At 65.8% G+C, this 21,808-nt stretch carries 23 protein-coding genes and 1 riboswitch; of the genes, 12 read left to right on the top strand and 11 right to left on the bottom strand.

Features of this window, described 5'->3' with window-relative positions:
* Nucleotides 1-62 precede the first annotated feature (62 nt).
* The 3 genes from betB to betI are packed head-to-tail and all read right to left on the bottom strand — an operon-like array spanning nucleotide 63 to nucleotide 3,731.
* Complete coding sequence (gene betB / locus DSD28_RS06320; RefSeq protein WP_119255534.1) at nucleotides 63-1,526, bottom strand: betaine-aldehyde dehydrogenase; 1,464 nt, start codon at nucleotides 1,524-1,526, stop codon at nucleotides 63-65.
* Between the two features lies 1 nt (nucleotide 1,527).
* Nucleotides 1,528-3,057 carry a choline-sulfatase gene (gene betC, locus DSD28_RS06325; protein WP_119255535.1) on the bottom strand — a complete coding sequence of 510 codons (1,530 nt, stop codon included), beginning with the start codon at nucleotides 3,055-3,057 and terminating at the stop codon, nucleotides 1,528-1,530.
* Between the two features lie 38 nt (nucleotides 3,058-3,095).
* The gene (gene betI / locus DSD28_RS06330) at nucleotides 3,096-3,731 is read right to left on the bottom strand and encodes a transcriptional regulator BetI (RefSeq protein WP_119255536.1); all 636 of its coding nucleotides are present in this window, start codon (nucleotides 3,729-3,731) and stop codon (nucleotides 3,096-3,098) included.
* A gap of 151 nt (nucleotides 3,732-3,882) precedes the next feature.
* Here betI and DSD28_RS06335 point away from each other — a divergent pair, with 151 nt between their 5' ends.
* The 5 genes from DSD28_RS06335 to DSD28_RS06355 all read left to right on the top strand — a co-directional run bounded on the left by DSD28_RS06335 (nucleotide 3,883) and on the right by DSD28_RS06355 (nucleotide 8,490).
* Nucleotides 3,883-4,431: an HdeD family acid-resistance protein gene (locus tag DSD28_RS06335; RefSeq protein ID WP_119255537.1), complete on the top strand. Its 549-nt coding sequence runs from the start codon at nucleotides 3,883-3,885 to the stop codon at nucleotides 4,429-4,431.
* Between the two features lie 62 nt (nucleotides 4,432-4,493).
* A riboswitch (Fluoride riboswitch) is annotated at nucleotides 4,494-4,557 on the top strand.
* Between the two features lie 99 nt (nucleotides 4,558-4,656).
* The gene (crcB, locus tag DSD28_RS06340) at nucleotides 4,657-5,046 is read left to right on the top strand and encodes a fluoride efflux transporter CrcB (RefSeq protein ID WP_119255538.1); all 390 of its coding nucleotides are present in this window, start codon (nucleotides 4,657-4,659) and stop codon (nucleotides 5,044-5,046) included.
* Nucleotides 5,043-5,480 carry an EamA family transporter gene (locus DSD28_RS06345; protein ID WP_119255539.1) on the top strand — a complete coding sequence of 146 codons (438 nt, stop codon included), beginning with the start codon at nucleotides 5,043-5,045 and terminating at the stop codon, nucleotides 5,478-5,480. Before crcB ends, DSD28_RS06345 begins: the two co-directional genes overlap by 4 nt.
* A gap of 122 nt (nucleotides 5,481-5,602) precedes the next feature.
* On the top strand, nucleotides 5,603-7,393 hold the full coding sequence (locus DSD28_RS06350) for a GGDEF domain-containing protein (protein ID WP_119255540.1): 1,791 nt from the start codon (nucleotides 5,603-5,605) through the stop codon (nucleotides 7,391-7,393).
* A 95-nt stretch (nucleotides 7,394-7,488) separates the two neighbouring features.
* Nucleotides 7,489-8,490 carry an NAD(P)H-quinone oxidoreductase gene (locus DSD28_RS06355; RefSeq protein WP_119255541.1) on the top strand — a complete coding sequence of 334 codons (1,002 nt, stop codon included), beginning with the start codon at nucleotides 7,489-7,491 and terminating at the stop codon, nucleotides 8,488-8,490.
* Nucleotides 8,491-8,496: 6 nt separating this feature from the next.
* Here DSD28_RS06355 and DSD28_RS06360 read toward each other — a convergent pair whose 3' ends face one another.
* Nucleotides 8,497-9,921, bottom strand: a complete 1,425-nt coding sequence (locus DSD28_RS06360; RefSeq protein ID WP_205536179.1) for an MFS transporter — start codon at nucleotides 9,919-9,921, stop codon at nucleotides 8,497-8,499.
* A gap of 106 nt (nucleotides 9,922-10,027) precedes the next feature.
* Nucleotides 10,028-10,486 carry a carboxymuconolactone decarboxylase family protein gene (locus DSD28_RS06365; protein WP_119255542.1) on the bottom strand — a complete coding sequence of 153 codons (459 nt, stop codon included), beginning with the start codon at nucleotides 10,484-10,486 and terminating at the stop codon, nucleotides 10,028-10,030.
* A gap of 108 nt (nucleotides 10,487-10,594) precedes the next feature.
* On the opposite strand from DSD28_RS06365, the gene DSD28_RS06370 reads away from it, so the two are divergent.
* Entirely contained in the window at nucleotides 10,595-11,458 is an 864-nt protein-coding gene (locus tag DSD28_RS06370; RefSeq protein WP_119255543.1) for a sigma-70 family RNA polymerase sigma factor, read from the top strand.
* An 18-nt stretch (nucleotides 11,459-11,476) separates the two neighbouring features.
* On the opposite strand, the gene DSD28_RS06375 is transcribed toward DSD28_RS06370, so the two are convergent.
* Together DSD28_RS06375 and DSD28_RS06380 are read right to left on the bottom strand one after the other, a co-directional pair.
* Nucleotides 11,477-11,902 carry a GFA family protein gene (locus tag DSD28_RS06375; protein ID WP_119255544.1) on the bottom strand — a complete coding sequence of 142 codons (426 nt, stop codon included), beginning with the start codon at nucleotides 11,900-11,902 and terminating at the stop codon, nucleotides 11,477-11,479.
* A 74-nt stretch (nucleotides 11,903-11,976) separates the two neighbouring features.
* Nucleotides 11,977-12,714, bottom strand: coding sequence for a DUF3750 domain-containing protein (locus tag DSD28_RS06380; protein WP_119255545.1), 738 nt, complete (start codon nucleotides 12,712-12,714; stop codon nucleotides 11,977-11,979).
* 81 nt (nucleotides 12,715-12,795) lie between these two features.
* On the opposite strand from DSD28_RS06380, the gene DSD28_RS06385 reads away from it, so the two are divergent.
* Together DSD28_RS06385 and DSD28_RS06390 are read left to right on the top strand one after the other, a co-directional pair.
* Nucleotides 12,796-13,803 (top strand): asparaginase, encoded by a 1,008-nt coding sequence (locus DSD28_RS06385; RefSeq protein WP_119255546.1) that lies wholly within the window; start codon nucleotides 12,796-12,798, stop codon nucleotides 13,801-13,803.
* Nucleotides 13,804-13,912: 109 nt separating this feature from the next.
* Nucleotides 13,913-14,308 carry a VOC family protein gene (locus tag DSD28_RS06390; protein ID WP_119255547.1) on the top strand — a complete coding sequence of 132 codons (396 nt, stop codon included), beginning with the start codon at nucleotides 13,913-13,915 and terminating at the stop codon, nucleotides 14,306-14,308.
* A 12-nt stretch (nucleotides 14,309-14,320) separates the two neighbouring features.
* Here the strand turns inward: DSD28_RS06390 and DSD28_RS06395 are convergent, their stop codons facing one another.
* Both DSD28_RS06395 and DSD28_RS06400 read right to left on the bottom strand, forming a co-directional pair.
* On the bottom strand, nucleotides 14,321-14,665 hold the full coding sequence (locus tag DSD28_RS06395) for an MmcQ/YjbR family DNA-binding protein (RefSeq protein WP_119255548.1): 345 nt from the start codon (nucleotides 14,663-14,665) through the stop codon (nucleotides 14,321-14,323).
* A gap of 53 nt (nucleotides 14,666-14,718) precedes the next feature.
* On the bottom strand, nucleotides 14,719-14,916 hold the full coding sequence (locus tag DSD28_RS06400; RefSeq protein ID WP_119255549.1) for a hypothetical protein: 198 nt from the start codon (nucleotides 14,914-14,916) through the stop codon (nucleotides 14,719-14,721).
* A 103-nt stretch (nucleotides 14,917-15,019) separates the two neighbouring features.
* On the opposite strand from DSD28_RS06400, the gene DSD28_RS06405 reads away from it, so the two are divergent.
* Nucleotides 15,020-15,961: a LysR substrate-binding domain-containing protein gene (locus tag DSD28_RS06405; protein ID WP_119255550.1), complete on the top strand. Its 942-nt coding sequence runs from the start codon at nucleotides 15,020-15,022 to the stop codon at nucleotides 15,959-15,961.
* Here the strand turns inward: DSD28_RS06405 and DSD28_RS06410 are convergent.
* Nucleotides 15,921-16,580, bottom strand: coding sequence for a glutathione S-transferase family protein (locus DSD28_RS06410; protein ID WP_119255551.1), 660 nt, complete (start codon nucleotides 16,578-16,580; stop codon nucleotides 15,921-15,923). The genes DSD28_RS06405 and DSD28_RS06410 overlap by 41 nt on opposite strands.
* A gap of 216 nt (nucleotides 16,581-16,796) precedes the next feature.
* Between DSD28_RS06410 and DSD28_RS06415 the strand changes: the two genes are divergently transcribed.
* Both DSD28_RS06415 and DSD28_RS06420 read left to right on the top strand, forming a co-directional pair.
* Nucleotides 16,797-17,168: a hypothetical protein gene (locus DSD28_RS06415; protein WP_119255552.1), complete on the top strand. Its 372-nt coding sequence runs from the start codon at nucleotides 16,797-16,799 to the stop codon at nucleotides 17,166-17,168.
* A gap of 107 nt (nucleotides 17,169-17,275) precedes the next feature.
* On the top strand, nucleotides 17,276-17,776 hold the full coding sequence (locus DSD28_RS06420) for a copper chaperone PCu(A)C (protein WP_205536180.1): 501 nt from the start codon (nucleotides 17,276-17,278) through the stop codon (nucleotides 17,774-17,776).
* Nucleotides 17,777-17,871: 95 nt separating this feature from the next.
* Here the strand turns inward: DSD28_RS06420 and DSD28_RS06425 are convergent, their stop codons facing one another.
* Nucleotides 17,872-19,242, bottom strand: a complete 1,371-nt coding sequence (locus DSD28_RS06425) for a TIGR03808 family TAT-translocated repetitive protein (RefSeq protein ID WP_119255554.1) — start codon at nucleotides 19,240-19,242, stop codon at nucleotides 17,872-17,874.
* A 232-nt stretch (nucleotides 19,243-19,474) separates the two neighbouring features.
* Between DSD28_RS06425 and DSD28_RS06430 the strand changes: the two genes are divergently transcribed.
* Complete coding sequence (locus DSD28_RS06430) at nucleotides 19,475-21,775, top strand: EAL domain-containing protein (protein WP_119255555.1); 2,301 nt, start codon at nucleotides 19,475-19,477, stop codon at nucleotides 21,773-21,775.
* Nucleotides 21,776-21,808: the final 33 nt, after the last annotated feature.

Raw genomic sequence — 21,808 nt, forward strand, 5'->3', positions numbered from 1 at the left:
CCCTTCGCCCCGCTTGCGGGGAGAAGGTCGCGGCAGCGGGATGAGGAGCAGTTCCGATCAAATCAATACGGCGCCTCGACCTTGCCCATGGATACATAGACCGTCTTCAGCTCGCTGTAGTGCTCCAGCGCAGCGAGTGAATTCTCGCGCCCGAAGCCCGACTGCTTGGAGCCGCCAAAGGGGATTTCCACGGGGGCGAGGTTGTAGGTGTTGATCCAGAGCGTGCCGGCTTCGAGCTGGTCGACGACGCGGTGCGCGCGGGTGATGTCGGTGGTGAAGACACCGCCCGAAAGGCCGAACTCCGTGGCGTTGCCGCGTTCGATGACCTCTTCCTCGTTGTCGAAGTCGAGCACGCACATGACCGGGCCGAAAATCTCTTCCCGCGCGATGGTCATGCTGTCGGTGACATCTGAGAAGACCGTCGGCTGGATGTAGTAGCCTTCACCCGAAACGGCGTTGGGAATGCCCCCGCCCGTCAGCAGCGTCGCGCCCTCGGCCTTGCCCTTTTCGATATAGTCGAGAACCTTGTCGCGCTGCGCCTTCGAGACCATCGGCCCAAGCTGCGTCGCCTCGTCCATCGGGTCGCCGATCAGGATCTTTTCCGTGCGTTCCTTCAGGCGCGCGAGGAATTTCTGCTTGATGCCCTTCTGCACGAAGACGCGCGTGCCGTTCGAGCAGACCTGCCCCGTCGAATAGAAGTTGCCGAGCATCGCCCCGCCGATGGCGCTTTCGAGGTCGGCGTCGTCGAAGACGATGAGCGGCGACTTGCCGCCGAGCTCCATCGTCACATGCTTGAGGTCGGAAGCTGCCGCGCCCGCCACCTTCTTGCCCGTCGGCACGGAACCGGTCAGCGAGACCTTGGCGACATCAGGGTGGTTGACGAGCAGCGGCCCCGTCGAACGATCCCCCTGGATGACGTTGTAGAGGCCCTTCGGCAGGCCGGCCTCGACAAGGATTTCCGCGATCTTCAGCGCGCCGAGCGGGGTGTTTTCCGAGGGCTTGAAGACCATGGCATTGCCACAGACGAGCGCCGGCGCACCCTTCCAGCAGGCGATCTGCTGCGGATAGTTCCACGCGCCGATGCCCACGCACACCCCGAGCGGCACACGCTTGGTGAAGGCGAAGTCCTGCCCGAGCGGGATATAGTCGCCATTGAGACCCGCCGCTGCGATGCCGCCGAAGAACTCGAACGCGTCCGCGCCTGATGTCGGGTCGGCGATGATGGTCTCCTGGATCGGCTTGCCGGTGTCGAGCGTTTCCAATTCGGAGAGCTCGCGGTTGCGCTCGCGCATGATCTCGGCGGCGCGCTTGAGGATGCGGCCGCGCGCGGTGGGGCTCATGCCCGCCCATTCCTTCTGCGCGCGCTTGGCGGAGGCGATGGCCTTTTCCACGATGGCCGGCGTTGCCGCGTGCAGACGGGCGATCACCTCGCCGGTGGCGGGGTAGAGGCTCTCGAAGGGCGTGCCGGCGACGTCTTCCACATATTCGCCGTCGATGAAATGCGAGGCTTTCGGTTGGGCTTTCATGTCATTCTCCCCGCGGATAGCGTTTGGATTCCTCGAGATTGTCGAGGTTCATGTGGTTGCGCATGTAGCGTTCGGATGCCTTCTGCAGCGGCTGGTGGTCCCACGGATAATAGGCGCCGTTGCGCAGCGCCTCGTAGACCACCCAGCGCCGCGCCTGGCTCTCGCGCACGGCAGAATCGAAGGCCGCCATGTCCCAGCGCGCTTCGCGCATCTGGCGGAAGGCGTCCAGCGTCGCCCGCATCACCGGATTGTCGGAGGTCGCAAGATTGGTCAGCTCGTGCGGATCGGCTTCGAGGTCGTAAAGCTGTTCCGGGTCGAGTTCGCAGTGGATGTATTTCCACTTGCCTTCGCGGATGCCGACGAGCGGCGCATAGGAAGCCTCCGCCGCATATTCCATCAGCACCGGCGTCGTGCGCTCTGCGCCGTTGATGACGGGAAGCAGGCTTTCCCCGTCCGTCCAGGGCATTACGGCGTCCATGGAGATGCCAGCGAGGTCGCACAGCGTCGGCGTCACGTCGAGATTGGAGGTGGGGGCAAGGTGCAGGCCGGGCGCCACGCCGGGACCTGATATCATCAGCGGCACGCGGGCCGACCCCTCGAAGAAGTTCATCTTGAACCACAGGCCGCGCTCGCCGAGCATGTCGCCATGGTCGGAGCAGAAGAGGATCAGCGTCTCGTCCAGCATGCGCGTGCGCGTCAGAGTGTCGATGAGTTCGCCGACCTTCTCGTCGAGATAGGAGATATTGGCGAAGTAGGCCTGCCGCGAGCGGCGCACGTCCTCGCCGCTGATGGCGAACTTGGCGTAGTCGCAGGAATGCAGGATGCGGGCGGAATGCGGGTCCGGTTCCTCCAGCATGTCGACAGCGGGCATCAGGTGCGCGCAATCCTCGTAGAGGTCCCAGAACTTCCGCCGGGCCACATAGGGGTCGTGCGGGTGGGTGAAGGAGACGGTGAGGCACCAGGGACGGCGGTACTGGTCGTCGTTCTCGCGGGAGAGCTGGTAGAGCTTCTGGTTCGCGAGGAAGGCGACTTCGTCGTCATACTCCATCTGGTTGGTGATCTCGGCGACGCCCGCGCCCGTCACCGAACCCATATTGTGATACCACCAGTCGATGCGCTCGCCCGGCTTGCGGTAATCAGGCGTCCAGCCGAAATCGGCGGGGTAGATGTCCGTCGTCAGTCGCTCCTCGAAGCCGTGCAGCTGGTCCGGCCCGACGAAATGCATTTTCCCCGACAGCGCCGTGTAATAGCCGGCGCGGCGCAGGTGATGCGCGAAGGTGGGGATGGAGGAGATATACTCCGCCGCATTGTCGTAGACCTGCGTGCGGCTCGGCAGCTGGCCGGCCATGAAAGAGGCGCGGGCAGGGGCGCAGAGTGGCGAGGAGGTATAGTTGTTGCGGAACCGCGCCGAGCGCGCGGCGAGCGCCTTCATGTGCGGCGCATGCAGCCACTCCGCCGGCCCGTCCGGGAAGAAGGTCCCGTTAAGCTGGTCGACCATGACGATCAGGATGTTCGGCTTGCTGGCGGTCACGGGCTGGTCCTTAAATGAATGAGCAATATCCGGAATCTCTAGCGCGCCTGTGTGACGGATGGTCGTCGGCCAGCGGCGGTGGAAGCGGCGCCTGCGACAGCGGCAAGCTGGGCATTGAGATAGCCCTCCGTCAGCGCGATGGAGGACTCGATGCTGACGGGCGCCGATTTCAGCCCTTGCCGCAGGTAGAGTCCGTCGATCATCGCCGCCGCCCCGTCCGCGATCTCGCCGGCGCGCCCGTCGGGGCAAAGCTGCCGGAGGCTGGCAAGCAGGTTGGAATTCAGCCGCCGCGCATAAACGACGAGCAGCCGCCGGACCGCTTCCGAACGCTGCGCCTCCGAATAGAAGGCAAGCCAAGCCGCCACCGTCTCCGGCGCGAACTGGTGCGCCTGGAAATTGACGCGTATAACCGCCGAAAGCCGCTCGCGCGGCGTCGTGGCCTCCCGCAAGGCCGAAACCGTATCCGCCCGCAACGTGCGCAGGAGGCTGCGGATCGTCTCGATGACGAGCTGTTCCTTGGAGCCGAAATAGTGATGTGCAAGGGCAGGGGAAACGCCGGCATGGCGGGCGATTTCCGACATGGTCACGGTCAGCGAGCCATGGTCCCCGACCGCCCGCAGCGTCGCGTCCACCAGCGCCTTGCGCCGCACCGGCTCCATCCCAACCTTCGGCATGTCGTTCCCCTGATTTATATCAAGGATATTTTTAATTGAGTGATCAATCAATAAAAATCTGACGCCGCCAAGGCATCGCAATCGCCTGTCGCTTAGTCGCGCCATTCTGTGCTAGGCTGACTTTGTTTTCATTCATTTTTCGAGGTGCATCATGGTCCTCTCCCCCGGAATGAACCCTCTCTCCGAAGTGCGTGCGAAATGGGGCTGGTTCGTCGCCCTCGGCGTCGTCCTGCTCGTCTTCGGCGGCATCGCCGCCGCCAATCTGTTCATGGCGACGGTCGCCTCGGTCTATTATGTCGGCATGCTGATGATCGTCGGCGGTGCCGTGCATCTCGCCCATGCCTTCCAGGTCAAGGCCTGGCGGGAGACGATCTCCTGGGCGCTGAGCGCGCTGCTCTACCTTGCCGCCGGCGTGCTGGCCTTCGTCAACCCGGTGCTGACCTCGGCCGTGCTGACCCTCCTGATGGCGGCCGCGCTCCTTGTTGCCGGCGTTTTCCGCATCTTCGCGGCCTGGCGCGTGCGGCCGGAAAGCGGCTGGGGCTGGCTGATGGCGGGCGGCGTGGTCACCACGCTCGCCGGCATCGTCTTCATCCTCGGCTGGCCGGTCAACAGCCTCTGGCTGCTCGGCCTCTTCCTCGCCTTCGACCTTGCCATGCAAGGCTGGGCGCTCATCGCCTTCGGCTTGGCGCTGCGCAAGTAGGCATCCCGCCCTTAAGCTGGCGGAGCGGTTTGACAGCCGCTCCGCCAGCGCCTAGAAATTTCGTGTGGGATGGGGATGGAGCTCCCCGACAACTGCCGTTCATCGGCTGATAGCTCCTGCCAGACCGGCCAGCGATGGCCGTCGACGGCGGGAGCGTTTCTGGCGACCGCCCGAGGGCGGTTTTTTGTTGTCCGCAAACCGAACGCAGACTTTGAGGCAACGGGCATGAACTATCTGATCGTCTTTCTCGGCGCGGGCATCGGCGGGGCCGGGCGGCATGGGGTGAACGTGTTGGCGGCGCGGCTGGTCGGTACGGCCTTTCCCGCGGGCACGCTGGTCATCAATGTGCTGGGCTGCCTGCTGATGGGGCTGATCGCCGGCTTCTTCGCCTTTCGCGGCCACCTGCCGCAGGAGGCGCGGCTGTTCCTGACGACGGGTGTCCTCGGCGGCTTCACCACTTTTTCCGCCTTTTCGCTGGATGCGGCGCTGCTCTGGGAGCGCGGCGAGGCGGGGCTGGCGGCGCTTTATGTCGGGGCTTCCGTAATTTTTTCGCTCATCGCCGTGGCGGCCGGACTTGCACTGGCGCGCGCGATGCTCGCAGGAGGTGCAGTGTGAGAGGGCTTCTGACATCCTGGCAGGTCTGGGCGCTCGGCTCCGCCGTCTTCGCGGCGCTCACCGCCATCTTCGCCAAGATCGGCATCACCGAAGTCAATTCCGACTTCGCGACCTTCATCCGCACGGTCGTCATCCTTCTCGCCATCGCCCTGATGCTGACGCTTGCCGGCAACTGGCAGGCGCCCGGCTCGGTGCCGATGAAGAGCTGGATCTTCCTCATTCTCTCGGGTTTGGCGACCGGCGCATCGTGGCTCTGCTATTTCCGGGCGCTGCAGATCGGCAAGGCTGCGCAGGTCGCGCCGGTCGACAAGCTGAGCGTCGTGCTCGTCGCCGTCTTCGCCGTTCTCTTCCTCGGCGAGCAGCTTTCGACCGCCCACTGGATCGCGGTCGTGATGATCGGCGGCGGGGCCTTGCTGCTGGCGCTTCCAATATGAGCGGGTTCTTTATCAACTCCTTGTAGTTATTGAACTTTCATGAAATTGTCATACTGAGGAAACGGATTCTTCAGGGATACGGGCGGAGACTTCGCGGCATCGTTCACGCCCCGGAGCCACGCATGTCCGCCGCCGAATTGCTAGCCCTTCGACGCTTCGGCGATGGCGAGATCGTCACGCTCGCCAAGCTGGTGATCGAGACTGCATTCCAGCCCATCGTGGAAACGGCCACCGGAGCGGTCTTCGGCTACGAGTCGCTGATGCGCGGCTTCGACCGCCTCGGCTTCCGCTCGCCGCTCGACCTGATCGACCGGGCGTATGAGGCGGGCCAGCTCATGGCGCTCGAGCACATGGTCAACAGCCGCGCCATTGCCGCCTTCGCCGCCCTGCCGGATTTCCGCTCGCGCACGCTCTTCATCAATCTCGATTCCCGCCTCGTTCCTGAGGGCGCCGATCTCGTCGAGCGCCTCGTCGGACACCTCAACCGCGCCGGCATTCCGGCCTCCTCGATCTGCTTCGAGATTTCCGAGCGCTTCGACAACGATACGCTGCCCGATTTCGCCATCCTCGTGCGCAAGCTGCGCCTTGCCGGCTTCAAGCTTGCCATCGATGATTTCGGCGTCGGCCATAACGGCCTGAAACTGCTCTGCGATCATCCGGTCGACTATCTCAAGATCGACCGCCATTTCATCTCCGGCATGGAGGCCGATGCGCGCAAGCGCCATCTGGTGCGCAACACTGTCAACGCCGCCCATGTTCTCGGCATCCGCGTCATCGCGGAGGGCGTGGAGACCGAGGCGGAGTTCGTCGCCTGCCGCGAGGCGGGCTGCGACCTCGTGCAGGGCTGGTTCGTCTCGCGCCCGGTCACGGATTTCTCGGCGCTGAGCCCCGTCTATGCCCAGGCCGCCCGCGCCGGCGGCACGCGCCGCAATTCCCGCACGCTGGACAGCATTCTCATCCGCCGCGAGATCGAGCATGTCGCTGTGCTGCGCGAGAACGAAAGCCTGGAGTCGGTCTTCGAATTCTTCCGCCGAGATCCCAAGCGCACCTTCTTCCCGGTGCTGAACGCCAATGACGAGCCGCGCGGCATCCTGCACGAATATCACGTCAAGGAACTGAGCTATCACCCGTTCGGCCGCGACCTCCTGAAGAACAGGCTCTACCAGAAGAGCCTGTCGCACTTCGTCACCGCCGCGCCCATCGCCGATCTCGATACGCCCGCCGAGCAGCTTCTCGACGTCTTCACCGGCATGGGCGGCAACGAATGCGTGATCCTGACGGAGAACATGCGCTATGCCGGCATCCTCTCGGCCTCCTCGCTCCTGAAGATCATCAACGAGAAGCGGCTGAAGACGGCGGAGGACCAGAACCCGCTGACCGGCCTTCCGGGCAACCGCTCGATCCGCGACTACCTGCAGGACAAGGCGCTCGACGGCGACCAGCTCCGGTGCCTGTGCTATTTCGACTTCGACAATTTCAAGCCGTTCAACGATCACTACGGCTTCCACAAGGGCGACCTCGCCCTCTCGCTCTTCGCCTCGCTGCTGCGCCGCGAATTTGTCGGCGAGGATGTCTTCGTCGGCCATGTCGGCGGCGACGATTTCTTCGCCGGCATCTGCGGCCGGCCGGTCGAGGCTGTGCGGGAAACGCTGGAGCGGTTGCTTGCCGATTTCGCCCGCGAGGTGCGCTCGCTCTATTCGCTGGAGGATCGGCTCATCGGTGAGATCCGCGGCCACGACCGGGCGGGCAATGCCACAAGCTTTCCATTGATGCGTTGCTCGGCCGTGGTGCTCGTCGTGCCGCTCGGCGACATGATCGGCGAGGCGGCGCAGATCAGCAGCCGCATCGCCGCGCTCAAGGCCGCCGCCAAGGGCAGCGATGCCGGCCTCATCCTCTCCTCCACGCTGGAGTGACGATTCAACTTTCCTCCGGAACCGATTCAAAAGACACGCGCTTTGGGCTAGAACCGTCGAATTGAAGTTCTACGTGAAGCGCAGGAGGGAAAGCCATGTCAGTTCCATCGACCATGTCCTATGTCGGGCTCGGCGAGCATGGCGGCCCGGACAATCTGGCGGTGACGGAGGGCAGGACCCCTGAGCCGCGCGCCGGTGAAATCCTTGTGCGCGTCGAGGCGGCAGGCATCAACCGGCCGGACGTTCTCCAGCGCAAGGGCGAGTATCCGCCGCCGCCGGACGCCAGCCCCATCCTCGGCCTCGAGATCACCGGCGAGGTGGTCGCGCTCGGCGAGGGCGTCACCGGCCATTCGCTCGGCGACAGGGTCTGCGCGCTCGCCAACGGCGGCGGCTATGCGCAATATTGCGCGGTGCCGGCTTCACAGGCGCTGCCCTTCCCGAAGGGGTTCGACGCCGTGAAGGCGGCGGCGCTGCCCGAGACTTTCTTCACCGTCTGGGCCAATCTCTTCATGATGGCGGAGTTGAAGGCCGGCGAAAGCGTGCTGATCCATGGCGGCTCCAGCGGCATCGGCACGACGGCGATCCAGCTTGCTGCCGCCCTCGGCGCGCGCGTCTTCGCGACGGCGGGTTCGCAGGAGAAGTGCAAGGCCTGCCTCGATCTCGGCGCGAGCCGCGCCATCAATTACCGCAGCGAGGACTTCGCCGCCGTCATCGCTGAGGAGACGGGCAAGGCCGGCGTCGATGTCGTCCTCGATATGATCGGCGCGGCCTATTTCGAGCGGAACCTGAAGTCGCTCGCCCGCGACGGGCGCCTGTCGATCATCGCCTTCCTAGGCGGGGCGGTGGCGGAGCGGGTGAACCTCGCCCCCATCATGCTCAAGCGCCTGCGGGTGATGGGCTCGGCCATGCGCCCGCGCACGGCGGCGGAAAAGCAGGCGGTCCGCGACGAACTGCTGGAAAAGGTCTGGCCGCTGCTGGAGGAGGGGCGCGTCGCCCCGGTCATCCACGCCGTCATGCCCTATGGCGAGGCCGCCGCCGCCCATCGCATGATGGAAGAGGGCGACCATATCGGCAAGATCGTGCTGACCTTCGGCTGAGCGGGGTCAGCCGCCCTCACTCGGCAGGCGGAGGGCGAAGAGGATCGCGACGGCTGCGGGAAGCGCCAGCAGCCCGTAGAGCCAGTGCGCCGCCGTCAGCGCGCCCGCAACGCCGCCCGGATGAAGCAGACCCGTCGAATTGACGATGATGCCGGCAAGGGCCGCGCCGAAGGCGGCGCCTAGTGCCTGCATGGTGGTGATCGCCGCCGAGGCCTTGTCCGTCTCGCCGGCCGGCGCGAGATGCAGGACGTGGGTCACGAGATGCGCCCAGCCCATGCCGATGCCGAAGCCCATGAGGAAGATGAAGAGGGTGGCGGTCGCCAGCACCAGAAACTCGCTTTCGGGATTGTGCCGGGCGAGCGCGAAGATCAGCATGGCCGTCGCCAACGCCTCCACCGCCGCGCCCGCGACGATGACCCGGTTGGCGCTCCGGCCCTTGAGCCGCGCGGTGGTGAAGGCCGCCGTCGTCCAGCCGAGCGCCAGGAGCGCCACGAGATAGCCCGAGACGATGGGCGTGACGCCGTGCAGCACCTGCAGGAAATAGGGGATGTAGATATCCGAGCAGATCGTCACCAGCAGCATCAGCATGATGAGGTAGACGCGGGCGAGCGGTGAGGCGAGGCGGATCGTGCCGGCGGGCAGCAGCCGCGCTTCCGCCCGCCGCTCGATGGCGACGGTGGCGACGACACCGGCAATTGCGGCGACGGCGAGGAGGGCGCGCAGCGCTTCGCCCGTCACCGAGCTTGCGAGCGACAGCACGAGCACGGCCGCCACCAGCAGGAGGATCTGCGCGAAGGGCGTCTTCGTTGTCACCCGCTCGCCTTCGCCGGACGGCAGCAGCTTCGGCGCGGCGAGCGCCATCACGATCGACAGCGGCACGAGCAGCGCGAAGGCCTCGCGCCAGGCGCTGCCGGCGGCAAAGATGCCGCCGATGGTGGGCCCGAGGAAGGTCGCGATGCCCCAGACGGCGGCATAGAGCGTCGAGGCGCTGCTCCACAGCGGCTCGGGATAGACGAAGCGTATGAAGGCATAGCCGAGCGCGACGAGGAAGCCCGCGCCGAGCCCCTGCACGGCGCGGCCGACAAGCACCGTCTCCATGGTCGGGGCGATGGCGCAGACGAGGCTGCCGATGCCGAACAGCACTGCGCCTGCGACATAGCAGCGGTTCAGCGTAACGCTTTCCGGCCGGACGGCGACGAAGGTGGAACCGAGCACCGAGGCCGCGACATAGATCGTCGTCGCCCAGGCGAAGAGCGAAAGGCCGCCGATGTCGCGCACGATGGAGGGCATCAGCGTCGCGGTGATATAGGTCTCCACCGCATGCAGCATGATGCCGCCGCCGAGCATCAATGTCCCGAACAGGCTGGCGCGGCGGAAGAGGCTGGAAAGCCGCGGCGTGGCTTCCTTCGGGGTGACGACGCTATCGGACATGGAATGCGGCCTTGCGATGCAAAAAGAGGTTGCGGCAGAGGTGGCACGGCCCAAACTGTAGTTCAAGCCGTGACTTTTCACTGAAACGGGGTGGCGAAGGGCGCTCTTACGGGTTCCATTCCCCTGCGACCTGCCGCGTCGCGACGTTGAAGCGGTTCCACACATTGATCGCGGCGATCTCCACGACGAGGGCGGCGAGGGTCTTTTCGTCATAGTGGCGGGCGGCCTCGTTCCAGATCGCGTCCGGAACCGGCTCCTCGCGGTCGGCGATGCGCGTCAGCGCTTCGGTCAGCGCCAGCGCGGCGCGTTCCGCATCCGTATAGAACGGTGCCTCCCGCCAGGCGGCGACGGAAAGGATGCGCCGGTCCGTCTCGCCGGCCTTCTTCATCATGCGCGGGTGGAGATCGACGCAGAAGCCGCAGCCGTTGATCTGGCTGGCGCGCAGATGGACGAGATGGGCGGTCTTTTCCGGCAGGCCGGATGTCTGTGCGGCACCCTGCAGCGCCTGCATGGCGGTCATGACATCGGGGAGAACGGTAACGATGTTGTTCATACGGGATTGCATTTTGTTGCTCCTTGCAATGATTTTCGCGTCGACGGTTGCGAGCCCTGTCACACCGGTGCGGCTTCGTTCGTCATGGCCATGACGCCGCTGGACGAAGGAGTGTGACCGATGAGCGCGAAAAAATTCTGGGCCGAGCGTTTCGAGGCCGAACGGGGGCGTCTCGGCGCCGTCGCCTACCGCATGCTGGGCTCGCGCGCGGAGGCCGAGGATGCGGTGCAGGAGGCCTGGCTGCGCCTGCAGCGCGCGGGCGAGGGCATCGACAATCCCTCCGGCTGGCTGACCACAGTCGTCGGCCGCATCTGCCTCGACATGCTGCGTGCCCGCGGCAGGCGCCGCGAAGATCCGATCGATGGCGAGGAGGGGGAGATGCAGCATGCCGATCCGGCGGCGAGCGCCGACGAGCAGGCGGCGCTGGCCGATAGCGTCGGCCTTGCCCTTCTCGTCGTGCTGGAGCGCCTGACGCCGGCCGAGCGCCTCGCCTTCGTGCTGCACGACATGTTCGATGTGCCCTTCGAAGAGATCGGCCGCATCGTGGATCGTTCGCCCGTCGCCACCCGCCAGCTCGCAAGCCGCGCCCGCCGCCGCGTGCAGGGCCTGCCGGAAGCGCCGTCGGCCGATTACGAGCGTCGCAAGGGCGTCGTCGCCGCCTTCCTCGCCGCTTCGCGCGACGGCGATTTCTCGGGCCTGCTCGCAGTGCTCGACCCGGAAGTCGTCTTCCATGCGGATGCCGATGCGGTGCGCCTCGGTTCGCTGGCCGAAATCACCGGCGCGCAGGCCGTCGCCACCAACTTCAAGGGCAAGGCGACCGCCGCGAGACTCGCGCTCATCGACGGCGCTCTCGGCCTTGCCGTCATTCTCGGCGGTCAGCTCAAGGTGGTCGTGCTCATGGAAGTGGAGGGCGACCGGATCGTCGAGATCGAATCGATCGCCGGCCCGGCGCGGATCGCCGCCATGGAGGTGGCGTATCTTTGATGCCGCAAGCCGGCGGCGTCAGGCCGCCGGTTCGAACCGGAGGATCCCGGCGACCCGCGGGCCGGCGCCGGAATCCGAAGGATGGGAAACGCCGTCCATCACCTCCACCGCCGCGAAGTCGAAGGGGCTGATGCCTTCGATGCAGGCGACGTTGATGCCGAACTGGTTCGGGTTGGAGCGGCGCTGGTGGTGGGTATAGATGCCGCAGGTCCTGCAGAAGTAGTGTTTCGCCGTGCCGGTGTTGAACTGGTAGAGCGTCAGGTTGTCTTCGCCCTGCTTGAATTCGATATCCGCGAGCGCTGCGGAGACGGCGATCGCGCCGCGCATGCGGCAGTAGGAACAGGAGCAGCGGCGGATCGTGTTGAATTCGTCCGTCAGCCGCACGCGGAAGCGGACGGTGCCGCAGTGACAGGCCGCTGCGTGCTGTTTTCTCTCGTCGCTCATGGCCGTCTCCCGCTCCTGCCTCAACCGTGCTGCGGCTTACAATCGGTTGATGACGCCGGCATGTCCAGCGCCCGCTAGATCCCGATCCGCCCGATCGCCGGTATCTTGATCGCCGGCCGCGCCAGGTCGACACCGGCGACGAGACCCATGATATGCAGCTCCAGCCCCGAGCGAACGCCCGCCGAGATGCCGAGGAGGCCGTAGAGCGTCGCATGCATGTCCCGGCCGTCGGCATCGATGGCGAAAAGCCGGCCCTCCGGCAGGTAGTCGCGCCCCACGGCATCCGGCGGCAGGACGACGCCGAGTTCCGGCACGGAACGCAGCACATGGGCGACGAAGGTGTTGGAGTTCGGCCCCGGCCAGATGCGGTAGGCGCCGGGCTTCGAATAGGGATAGGCGGCGATCGCCTTTTCGATCTTCGGGATCAGCCGGGCCGCTTCCTCGCCGCTGACGCTGACCACCACGCGCGGCGTGTTGGAGTACCAGTAGGCATCCGGCACATAGGCGTTCTTGCGCACCGGCGTGCCCCAGCCCACCTTGTCGTAGCGATTGTAGGCCAGGGCGTTCGCTTCCTTGGTGACGATCCAGGCGTGGCTCGCCACCGCTCCCTTCATGCCGCCCGTCGCGGCGGAGAAGATGTGGATGGTCGCTTGCGGAGCATCCTTCGCCTTCGGCAGGATGCCGGCGGAGGACCAGTCCGCCTCCCGCCAGTTCGCCGGGCGGTCCTTGATGTACCAGTAGCCCGCCGCGCCGAGCGCCGGCATGAGATAGATCACGAGAAAGAGGACAAGGACGTTCCTCAGCAATTTCATGGGGTGCTCCGAAACCGAGTGGGCAGGATCGTGAATTTCGGATAATACCGCAGCGGAAATCGGAAATTTGAGGGCACGATCATGGCAAACCCCGTCCTTGTCGAAGTCACGCGCGGCAATCTCGTCGAAAGTCGCCATCGCGGCATGGTCGTCGTGGTGGACGGCGATGGCAAGGTGGTGTTCTCGCAGGGCGATATCGATGCGGGCGTCTTCCCGCGCTCGGCCTGCAAGGCCATGCAGGCGCTGCCGTTGATCGAGAGCGGCGCGGCGGACGCCCATGTCTTCGGCGACCGGGAACTGGCGCTGGCCTGTTCCTCGCATAGCGGCGAGCCGGCGCATGTGCGCCTTGCCGGTACCATGCTCGCCGCTGCGGGCGTGGATGAAAGCGTGCTGGAATGCGGTTCGCACTGGTCCTTCGAGCAGCCGGTTCTCATCAATCAGGCGCGCCTTCTCGACCACCCGACGGCGCTGCACAACAATTGCTCCGGTAAGCATGCCGGTTTCGTCTGCGCCGCCTGCCACACCGGCAAGGACCTCGAAGGCTATGTCCGCTGCGAGCATCCCGTGCAGGCCGAGATCCGCGGCGTCATGGAGAGCCTGACGGGCGCGGCGCTTGCGGTGGACAATTGCGGCACCGACGGCTGCTCGATCCCGACCTATGCCGTGCCACTGAAGAGCCTCGCCCACGGCTTTGCGAAGATGGCGACCGGCGTTGGCCTCGACCCGGTGCGCGCGAAGGCCTCGCGCCGCCTGATCGATGCCTGCATGGCCGAACCCTTCTACGTCGCCGGCACGCGCAGGGCCTGCACCCGCCTGATGGAGGCCGCGCCCGGGCGCATCTTCGCCAAGACCGGTGCCGAGGGCGTCTTCTGCGCCGCCATCCCGGAAAAGGGCATCGCCGTCGCCCTCAAATGCGAGGACGGCACGACGCGCGCCGCCGAGAGCATGGTTGCGGCCACGCTCGCCCGCTTCTTCACCGAAGAGCTGGCCATTCATGCGACGCTGATGGCCATGGCCAACCGCTCCATGTCCAACTGGAACGGCATCCATGTCGGCGATATCCGCGTGACGGACGCCTTCGCCGCCTGATGTGAGTCGCCAAAAAAATGCGGCCGCCCTGTCGGGAATGCGTGTAGCGTGACGTCCTTGTGGCATGACGGGCCTTTGCCCGCATGATGAAACACACAGGAGGACTTCCATGCGCATGATCTTCGTCAACCTGCCGGTCAAGGACCTGCCGGCAACCCGCCGCTTCTTCAACGCGCTGGGCTTCACCTTCAACGAGCAGTTCAGCGACGACACGGCGGCCTGCATGGTGGTGGACGAGAATGTCTTCGTCATGCACCTGACGGAGGAGAAGTTCGCGCAGTTCGTGACCGGCAAGGTCGGCGATCCGGAGCAGCAGACCCAGGTGCTCACCTGCCTTTCCGCCGTCAGCCGCCAGGAAGTCGATGACTTCAAGGCCAGGGCGCTCGCCGCCGGTGGGCGCGAATGGAAGCCGAATATCGAATTCGGCCCGATGTACGGCTGCTCCTTCCAGGACATCAACGGTAATGTCTGGGAGTTCATGCACATGGACCAGTCGGGCGGCTGATCCGCGGCGCCTTCAGTCGCGCATCTTGCGCAGTTTCGCCGGGGCCTTGAAATGCCAGGCCTCGGCAAGCCGGCGGCTCAGGTCCTCATTGTCGATCGCCGCGGCGCGAATGAGAAGGGCCGGCCAGCCTCTATAGTGATCGGTTTCGTAATAGGTGCCGGGTGCCATCTCGATCAGGCGCTCCTTCTCGTCCATCGGCGCCATCAGCACCAGCGTTCCGGCGTCCTTGACGCGCACGAAGAGCTTGCCGCCCGCCTTGAGCGCGGGCGTGCCGTAGGATGTGCCGGCCTCGACGCCCGGCAGGCCTTCGCAGAGCCGTTGAAGGCGGGCGAACAGCAGATCCTTTTCATCCGGCATGAAAATCCTCCCCGGCCAGCATAGACCGGGGAGGGCGGATATTCGAGGGAGGATCAGGCGGCGCGACCGCGGCGGCAGGGGCCGGCCTCGGCCGGCATGCGGAACAGGCCGAACGGCAGGTCGCCGAGCCGGCGCGAATCCATGGCCTCGATCTCGGGATGGGCGAGCGGATCGCGCATCCAGACCGGCGCTTCCGTCGCGTCGATCTTCGCCAGAAGTGCGCCGGTCAGCCTGGAGAAAATCTTGAACATTGCCTTCTCCTTGCGGTTCGTTACGATTGAGTATCGTTGATAATCGCGCTTTCGTGCCGCTTCCGCAATCGAGTAGTTCAAGAGAAGGCTATAGGAAATCTATATGAAGAACCTCAACCGCGTGCACCTCAACGGCCTGCGAGCGCTGGAGGCGGTCGGCCGGCTTGGCTCGCTGCAGGCGGCGGCGGAAGAGCTGGGCGTCACCGTCGGGGCGGTCAGCCAGCAGGTCATCAAAGCCGAGGAGCAGCTTGGCCGCACGATCTTCGAGCGCACCGCCCGGGGCATGCGCGAGACGGACTTCGGCGGGCCATTCCTCGCGCGGCTTTCGGCCGGCTTCCGCCAGCTCTCCGAGGCCGTCACCACCACGCGGCGGCGCGACGACGACATCCTGACGATCTCGGTGGCGCCGATCTTCGCCTCGCGCTGGCTCATCCACCGCATCGACCGTTTCAGCGCCGTCCATCCGGATATCGGCCTGCGCATCGAGGCGACGACGAACCTCGTCGACCTGGCGCGTTCGGATGTCGATCTCGGCATCCGCGTCGGGCCGGGCAATTGGCCGGGCGTGACGGCCGAGTTCCTGATGCCGCAGGTGATGTTCCCGGTCTGCGCGCCGGCGCTGGCGGAGAGCCTGCGCAAGCCGCAGGACCTTGCCGAGCAGCCGGCCGTCATCGACGGGCACGACCCTTTCACCTGGGAGCGATGGCTGGAGGCGGCGGGGCTCGACGTGCCGCCGCCGCGGGCGCGGCACGTCTTTTCCGATGCCTCGCTCTGCCTCGATGCGGCCCTTTCGGGGCAGGGCGTGCTGCTCGCCTATCCGGTGCTCGCCTCCTGGGCGCTGAAGGAGGGGCGGCTCGTCGCGCCGTTCCCGATCCGGGTGGAAACCGGCATGGGCTATTACTTCGTCGCGGCCCCGAGCGTGCCGGAACCGCGCAAGGTCTCGGCCTTCAAGCGCTGGCTGCGCGCGGCGATGGCGGAGGATGCGGACGGCTTTGCCGGCGCGGTCATTCCGGCTCGGCGAGCCGCGCGGCCATCATCGCCTTGAAGGCCGGGCGCGCCTGGCAGGCCGCTAGCCACGCCTTGACATGCGGCGCCTCCTCGAAGAGCTGCGGCTGGCTCATCGCGTAGCGGAACACCTCGGCAAGGTTGAGGTCGGCCACGGTGAAGCGGCCGCCGACGACATGGCCGCTGGCGGCAAGATGCTGGTCGAGCCGCCGGAAGCTCTTCTTCAGCGCCTTGACGGCGCCGCGGATCGCAAGGCGGCCCTGCTCGCTCTCGGCCGCCCTGGCATCCATCGTCAGTACGATCTTCACCGCATGGGGCTCGACCTCGGTCGCCGCCCACATCGTCCATTGCAGCATTTCAGCCTCTTCCGTCAGCGTCTGGCCGGAAAGCGGGCCGCCGTGCTTGCGGGCGAGGTAGAGGTTGATCGCCAGCGACTCGGTCATCACGAAGCCGCCGTCGTCCACGCAGGGAATGAGGCCGGTCGGGTTCACCGAGAGGAAATCCGGCGATTGCGTGTTGAGCGGCGCATCCGCCGCCGTGGGGTCGTCGACGCGCCGGGCCTGGATCACCGGCACGGAGGCGAAGGAAAGGCCGAGCTCGCCCGCCATCCAGTAGTTGCGCGAGGCGCGGGAGCGGTAGACGCCATAGATCGTCAGCATGAAATCCTCCTGAGCGGCCGTCCGGCTTTGCTAGAACGAGACGGGCCATGTCGTCACCTTAGGCGGCGGCCGGACCGAAAGGTAGGGCACGCGCCTGATCGATCCATGAATTGTGGTGATGGCGGGGGCCTCTTGCCGCATTGACCTTCCGGGGGCAGGGGGCTAATGGCGAAATATCCGCATTGACGCGGTTGGGGGTGCACGATGGCACGAGGCATGACAGGCCGGGCTCTTTGCCTGCGCATTCTGTGCGCGGTCGCCCTGCTGTTCGTCGGCTTTGCGCACCAGCCGGTCTCTGCCGCGGGACCGAACGTCTTCGAGCTTTCCCGATACGTCCTGCCGGACGGCACGATCGGCGACATCTGCCTCAACGACCATGTCGACGGCAAGGTCAGGCATCATCTGTCGACCAAATGTGAGGCCTGCCGCATCGGCGGCAGCCTCCTGATGCCCACGCCGTCCGATGCCGTCGGTGCCGCGCTCGCCTTCCGCCGCGTCTCAGCCCTTCCGCTCGGGGAGGAGGCGCTTCATCCCCGCCGTGAGCGCCCCGGCGCTCCGCCCCGCGCTCCGCCCTTCCTGTCCGCCTGATCGACCGCCCGCGCGACGGCTTGCCGCCTTGCGCTGGAAATCCGGCCCGGCGGACCTCGTGTGTCCGTCGCGCCTTTCTCGATACAGACGTCACAAAGGACATGTCCATGAAACGCATTCTCGCAACCCTCGCCGCGCTCGCGCTTTCCGCTTCCGCCGTCTTCGCCCATGAGTTCATGGTCGGAAACCTGCTGGTCGATCATCCGGCCTCCAGGGCGACCCTTCCCGGCCAGCCCGTCGGCGGCGGTTTCCTGACCATCACCAACAAGGGCACTAAAGCCGACCGCCTCGTTTCCATCACCGCGCCAGACGTTTCCGACGACGTGCAGCTCCATGAAATGGCCATGGAGAACGACGTGATGAAGATGCGCCATCTGCCTGACGGCATCGAAATCCCCGCCGGCGCCACCGTCGAGCTGAAGGCCGGCGGCCTCCACGTCATGTTCATGAAGATCAAGCATCCCTTCAAGGAGGGCGAGACCTTCAAGGCGACGCTGAACTTCGAAAAGGCCGGCAAGCTCGACGTGGACTTCAAGATCGAGGCCGCAAAGCCGGCTGCCAAGCAGGGCGGGGACGCTTCAGGCGGCCACGAAGCCCACGGCGGCTGATAAAGCGGATGAGGGGGCGTGCGGAAGGATGCCCCCTCATCCACCATGGCGCCTCTCCGTTCGGGCAAGAAGGAGGGGCGCATTGCGGGACGGGTTTAGCCCGTCCGGTTCCGTTCGATCGTCAGATGCCCTTGCGGTGACCCGTCCTTTGCAAGGTCGCCGGTGACGCGTTCGTTCCAGCGGAAGCCGGCGATGGCCGCCTCCGGCGTTTCCTCGAAGACATTGCCGGAGATCAGCGCCGAGCCGGCCTGTTCCACCATCGTCACGCCGCAGCCGACGGGGCTCTTGCGCACGAGATTGCCGCTGACGACGAGGCCGCGCATATAGGGACCCCAGCCGAGCATCAGCCCCCATTTCGCCGCGTTCTCGATGGTGTTTCCCGAGACGGCGGTGTCGGCCTCCACGGCGATGCCGAAACCGAAGCCGGCCCCGTCATGCACATAGGGCCCTTCGAGCCTGAGATTGCGCACGACATTGCCGGTGATGCTGGCAAGGCGCCCGCCCTCGTTGAAGTTGACGACGGCGATGCCGTTGGCCGCGCCGTCGACGAGGTTGCCGGTGACGACGGCGCCTTCGAAGCCGAATTCCGAATAGATGGCCGTTTCGCCGCTGTCGAGGCAGGTATTGCCGCCGATCTGCACGTTGGAGCCGGCATTGGAGCGGATGGCCGAGAAGGCGCAGCCGGAGATGTGGTTGCCCGAGACCATTACGTCGTCTGCACGGAAGACGTTGATGCCGTTGCCGTACTGGCCGGTGCCGCCGCGCGTCGCGGAAATGCGCGCGATCCGGTTGCCGGAGACGATGGTGCCGTCGCGACCCTTCTGCCAGCGATGGATCAGGATGCCGCCATTGCCGCAGTCGAAGACCTGGTTGCCCGTGATGGAGAGGTCATGGCTCTCCACGGCAAGGAGCGCATGGTCGGCCGCGCCCGAAAGGCGGTTGCGCTCGATGCGCCCGCCCGAGCGCTCGAGATAGACCGCCGTCTTCGACGATCCCCTGATCTCGCAGTTCTCGATGGTGACGGTCGCCGCGTTGCTCAGATGCACGAGGCCCTGCACCGTGTCGTCCAGCCAGCGGTTGGCCCCGTCGATAACGAGGTTGGCAAGCTCGATCCGCCCGACGCCGTCGGCGGCGAAGAGGTGGCCGTCGCCGCCGTAGACGATGCGAGTTGCGCCCGGCACGCCGGTGATTCGCGTGTTGTCCGGCAGCGTGATGTTCGAGATCACGTAGTCGCCGGGCGGCAGGAAGACCGGCATGTTCTTCGCGGCGGCCTCGCGCAGCAACTTGGCGAAGGCCTTGCTTTTGCGGTCGCCGGCTCCGGGGCGGATGCCGTGCGTCGCCGCGTCGATGCTGCCGCGCAGGTCGACGTCGATCACCGGCAGCCGCTGCGCCTGGCCCGCGGCCGTCGTGGCGACGCCCGCCGCGCCGAGACCGAGACTCGAAAGAAATAACCGTCTGGTAACCATGCAAGCTCCTTGCTGCCGGAGGAGCAGGAACCGTGCCAGCCGGATCTGTGCAGGAATGGCACGCTTTTCGGCTTGCCCGCCTGGGTTGTTTTTGTCCCGCAAGAATGCCGGATCACTCGCATTTCGCCGGTTTCCTTTAAGGTTGGATAACGACTTCGGGTGTAGCTTCAGGTGTCCGGAGAGAGATTGCGACCCGCCGTGTCGATCCTTGCGTTGGGGAATTGCAGCATCCATGTCGATGAAACTGTCCCACCTTGGCAATGAGGACGCCGACGAGACGGCGCGCCTGATGTCCGCGAGCCAGCGCCTCATCGACGAGGCAGCGCGTCTCTTCCCCTTGGCGGTGGCGCAGAACGACCGGACCCTCTGGCTCGAGGCCATGATCGACGAGGTTCCGGACTATCTCTATTTCAAGGACCGCAACAGCCGGTTCGTCGTGGCCAACCGCGCCATCGTCAGCGACAACCTCAGGGAAGGGATCGACAGCCTGGAGGGGCTTTCCGATTTCGACATCCATCCCGAGCATGTCGCCCGCGGCTTCTTCAACACCGAGCAGGAGATCATCCGCACCGGCAAGGCCATGCTCGACATGGAGGAGCTGATCCGCGATTCCTCCGGCACGCTCAAATGGCTGCTCACCTCCAAGCTACCGGTGCACAATGCCGGCGGCGACGTGATCGGCATCGTCGGCATCGCCCGCGACATCACCGAGCGCAAGCGCTCGGAAAGCCTGCATCTCGGTCAGGCGCACCTTTTGAAGATGATTGCGCTCGGGGCGCCGCTGGTCGAGGTCTTCTCCTCTCTTATCCTGCTCATCGAAGCCCATGTGCCCGATGTCACCGGCTCGATCCTCATGCTGGCGCCCGATGGCAGGCATATCGTCAATGGCGCAGCGCCGAACCTCGACCCGGCCTTCTGCCAGCTGATCGAGGGCGCGGAGATCGGCCCGGCCACGGGTTCCTGCGGCACGGCCATGTGGCGGGGAGAGCCCGTCATCGTCAGCGATATTGCGACCGATCCGCTCTGGGCGAATTTCAAGGCGCTGGTCCTGCCCTACGGCTTCCGTGCCTGCTGGTCTTCGCCGATCCGCTCCTATCAGGGTAAGGTGCTGGGCAGCTTCGCGCTTTATTCCCGAACGCCGGGCGAACCTTCCGCCGAGTGCACCAAGCTCGTCGGCATGGCGACGCATATCGCCGGCATCGCCATCGAGCGCAAGGAGGCGGAAGACAGCATCCAGTTCATGGCCCACCACGACACGCTGACGGGCCTGCCGAACCGCAGCATGCTCGACGAGCGCGTCGCCTCCGCCATCGAGGCGGCGGACGAGTGCGGTGGCACGATGACGCTCGCCTTCCTCGACCTCGACAATTTCAAGCTGGTCAATGACAGCCTCGGCCACCATGCCGGCGACGAGCTTTTGAAGATCGTCGCGACGCGCATGATGAATTGCGTGCGGGCGAGCGACAGCATCGTGCGCCTCGGCGGTGACGAGTTCGTGGTGCTGATCAGCGGTGCGATGCGCCGGGGCGAGACGGTGGAAGATCGCCTGCATGCCGTGCGCAATGCCGTAGCCGAGCCGGTGGAGATCGAGGGCCGCGCCTTCCAGGTCACCTGCAGCATGGGTGTCGCCGCCTATCCCGAGCACGGCCGCAACGCCACCGAGCTCCTGGCAAGGGCAGATGCCGCCATGTACCGCGCCAAGGAGATTGGCCGCGATGCCGTGCAGGTCTTCACCGCCGAGCTCGCCAACCGCGCTCATGAGAAGCTGGTGCAGCAGGAGGAGTTGCGCCGCGCGCTCGCCCGATCCGAACTCTTCCTGCAATACCAGCCGCAGATGGACCTTGCCACTGGCCGCATCTTCGCCGTCGAGGCGCTGATCCGCTGGCGCCATCCCGAGCGCGGTCTCGTCGCGCCCGGCGATTTCATTCCGCTTGCCGAGGAGACCGGGCTCATCGGCCCGATCGGCGACTGGACGTTGCGCGAGGCCTGCCGGCAGAACAAGGCATGGCAGGATGCCGGCCTGCCGTCCATCGTCGTCAGCGTCAACGTCTCGGCCCGGCAGTTCCAGGAGAAGGACTGGGTGGAGCGCGTTGCCGCCGCTCTTTCGGAAAGCGGGCTGGAGGCGCGCTATCTCGAGCTGGAACTGACCGAGAGCATGATCATGGAGGACGTGCAGCAGGCGGTAGGGACCATGCACCGGCTGGAGCAGCTCGGCGTGCATCTCGCCATCGACGATTTCGGTACGGGCTATTCCAGCCTCGCCTCGCTGAAGCGCTTTCCCGTCGGCCGCCTGAAGATCGATCGGTCCTTCGTGCAGGATCTGCCGGATGACGGCGACGACGCCGCCATCGCCCGCGCCGTCATCTCGCTCGCCCATTCGCTGCAGCTGCGCGTCATCGCCGAAGGGGTGGAGACGCGCGAGCAGATCGACTTTCTGCGCGAGGCGGGCTGCGACGAGATACAGGGCTTCTACCTCAGCCGTCCCGTCGATCCCCGCGCGCTCCAGGCGCTCCTCTGCATTCCCAGTCTCTGATATTCTTCGCGCTTTCCGCGCGTGCCTCTTGAC

The sequence above is a fragment of the Shinella zoogloeoides genome (assembly GCF_003574625.1).
In the GTDB taxonomy this organism is placed as follows: Bacteria; Pseudomonadota; Alphaproteobacteria; order Rhizobiales; family Rhizobiaceae; genus Shinella; species Shinella zoogloeoides_A.

Coding starts and splice junctions, on each gene's coding strand:
- betB (WP_119255534.1), bottom strand. CDS start 1,526: ATGAAAGCCCAACCGAAAGCCTCGCATTTCATCGACGGCGAATATGTG.
- betI (WP_119255536.1), bottom strand. CDS start 3,731: ATGCCGAAGGTTGGGATGGAGCCGGTGCGGCGCAAGGCGCTGGTGGAC.
- DSD28_RS06335 (WP_119255537.1), top strand. CDS start 3,883: ATGGTCCTCTCCCCCGGAATGAACCCTCTCTCCGAAGTGCGTGCGAAA.
- crcB (WP_119255538.1), top strand. CDS start 4,657: ATGAACTATCTGATCGTCTTTCTCGGCGCGGGCATCGGCGGGGCCGGG.
- DSD28_RS06350 (WP_119255540.1), top strand. CDS start 5,603: ATGTCCGCCGCCGAATTGCTAGCCCTTCGACGCTTCGGCGATGGCGAG.
- DSD28_RS06355 (WP_119255541.1), top strand. CDS start 7,489: ATGTCAGTTCCATCGACCATGTCCTATGTCGGGCTCGGCGAGCATGGC.
- DSD28_RS06360 (WP_205536179.1), bottom strand. CDS start 9,921: ATGTCCGATAGCGTCGTCACCCCGAAGGAAGCCACGCCGCGGCTTTCC.
- DSD28_RS06365 (WP_119255542.1), bottom strand. CDS start 10,486: ATGCAATCCCGTATGAACAACATCGTTACCGTTCTCCCCGATGTCATG.
- DSD28_RS06370 (WP_119255543.1), top strand. CDS start 10,595: ATGAGCGCGAAAAAATTCTGGGCCGAGCGTTTCGAGGCCGAACGGGGG.
- DSD28_RS06375 (WP_119255544.1), bottom strand. CDS start 11,902: ATGAGCGACGAGAGAAAACAGCACGCAGCGGCCTGTCACTGCGGCACC.
- DSD28_RS06380 (WP_119255545.1), bottom strand. CDS start 12,714: ATGAAATTGCTGAGGAACGTCCTTGTCCTCTTTCTCGTGATCTATCTC.
- DSD28_RS06385 (WP_119255546.1), top strand. CDS start 12,796: ATGGCAAACCCCGTCCTTGTCGAAGTCACGCGCGGCAATCTCGTCGAA.
- DSD28_RS06390 (WP_119255547.1), top strand. CDS start 13,913: ATGCGCATGATCTTCGTCAACCTGCCGGTCAAGGACCTGCCGGCAACC.
- DSD28_RS06395 (WP_119255548.1), bottom strand. CDS start 14,665: ATGCCGGATGAAAAGGATCTGCTGTTCGCCCGCCTTCAACGGCTCTGC.
- DSD28_RS06400 (WP_119255549.1), bottom strand. CDS start 14,916: ATGTTCAAGATTTTCTCCAGGCTGACCGGCGCACTTCTGGCGAAGATC.
- DSD28_RS06405 (WP_119255550.1), top strand. CDS start 15,020: ATGAAGAACCTCAACCGCGTGCACCTCAACGGCCTGCGAGCGCTGGAG.
- DSD28_RS06410 (WP_119255551.1), bottom strand. CDS start 16,580: ATGCTGACGATCTATGGCGTCTACCGCTCCCGCGCCTCGCGCAACTAC.
- DSD28_RS06415 (WP_119255552.1), top strand. CDS start 16,797: ATGACAGGCCGGGCTCTTTGCCTGCGCATTCTGTGCGCGGTCGCCCTG.
- DSD28_RS06420 (WP_205536180.1), top strand. CDS start 17,276: ATGAAACGCATTCTCGCAACCCTCGCCGCGCTCGCGCTTTCCGCTTCC.
- DSD28_RS06425 (WP_119255554.1), bottom strand. CDS start 19,242: ATGGTTACCAGACGGTTATTTCTTTCGAGTCTCGGTCTCGGCGCGGCG.
- DSD28_RS06430 (WP_119255555.1), top strand. CDS start 19,475: ATGTCGATGAAACTGTCCCACCTTGGCAATGAGGACGCCGACGAGACG.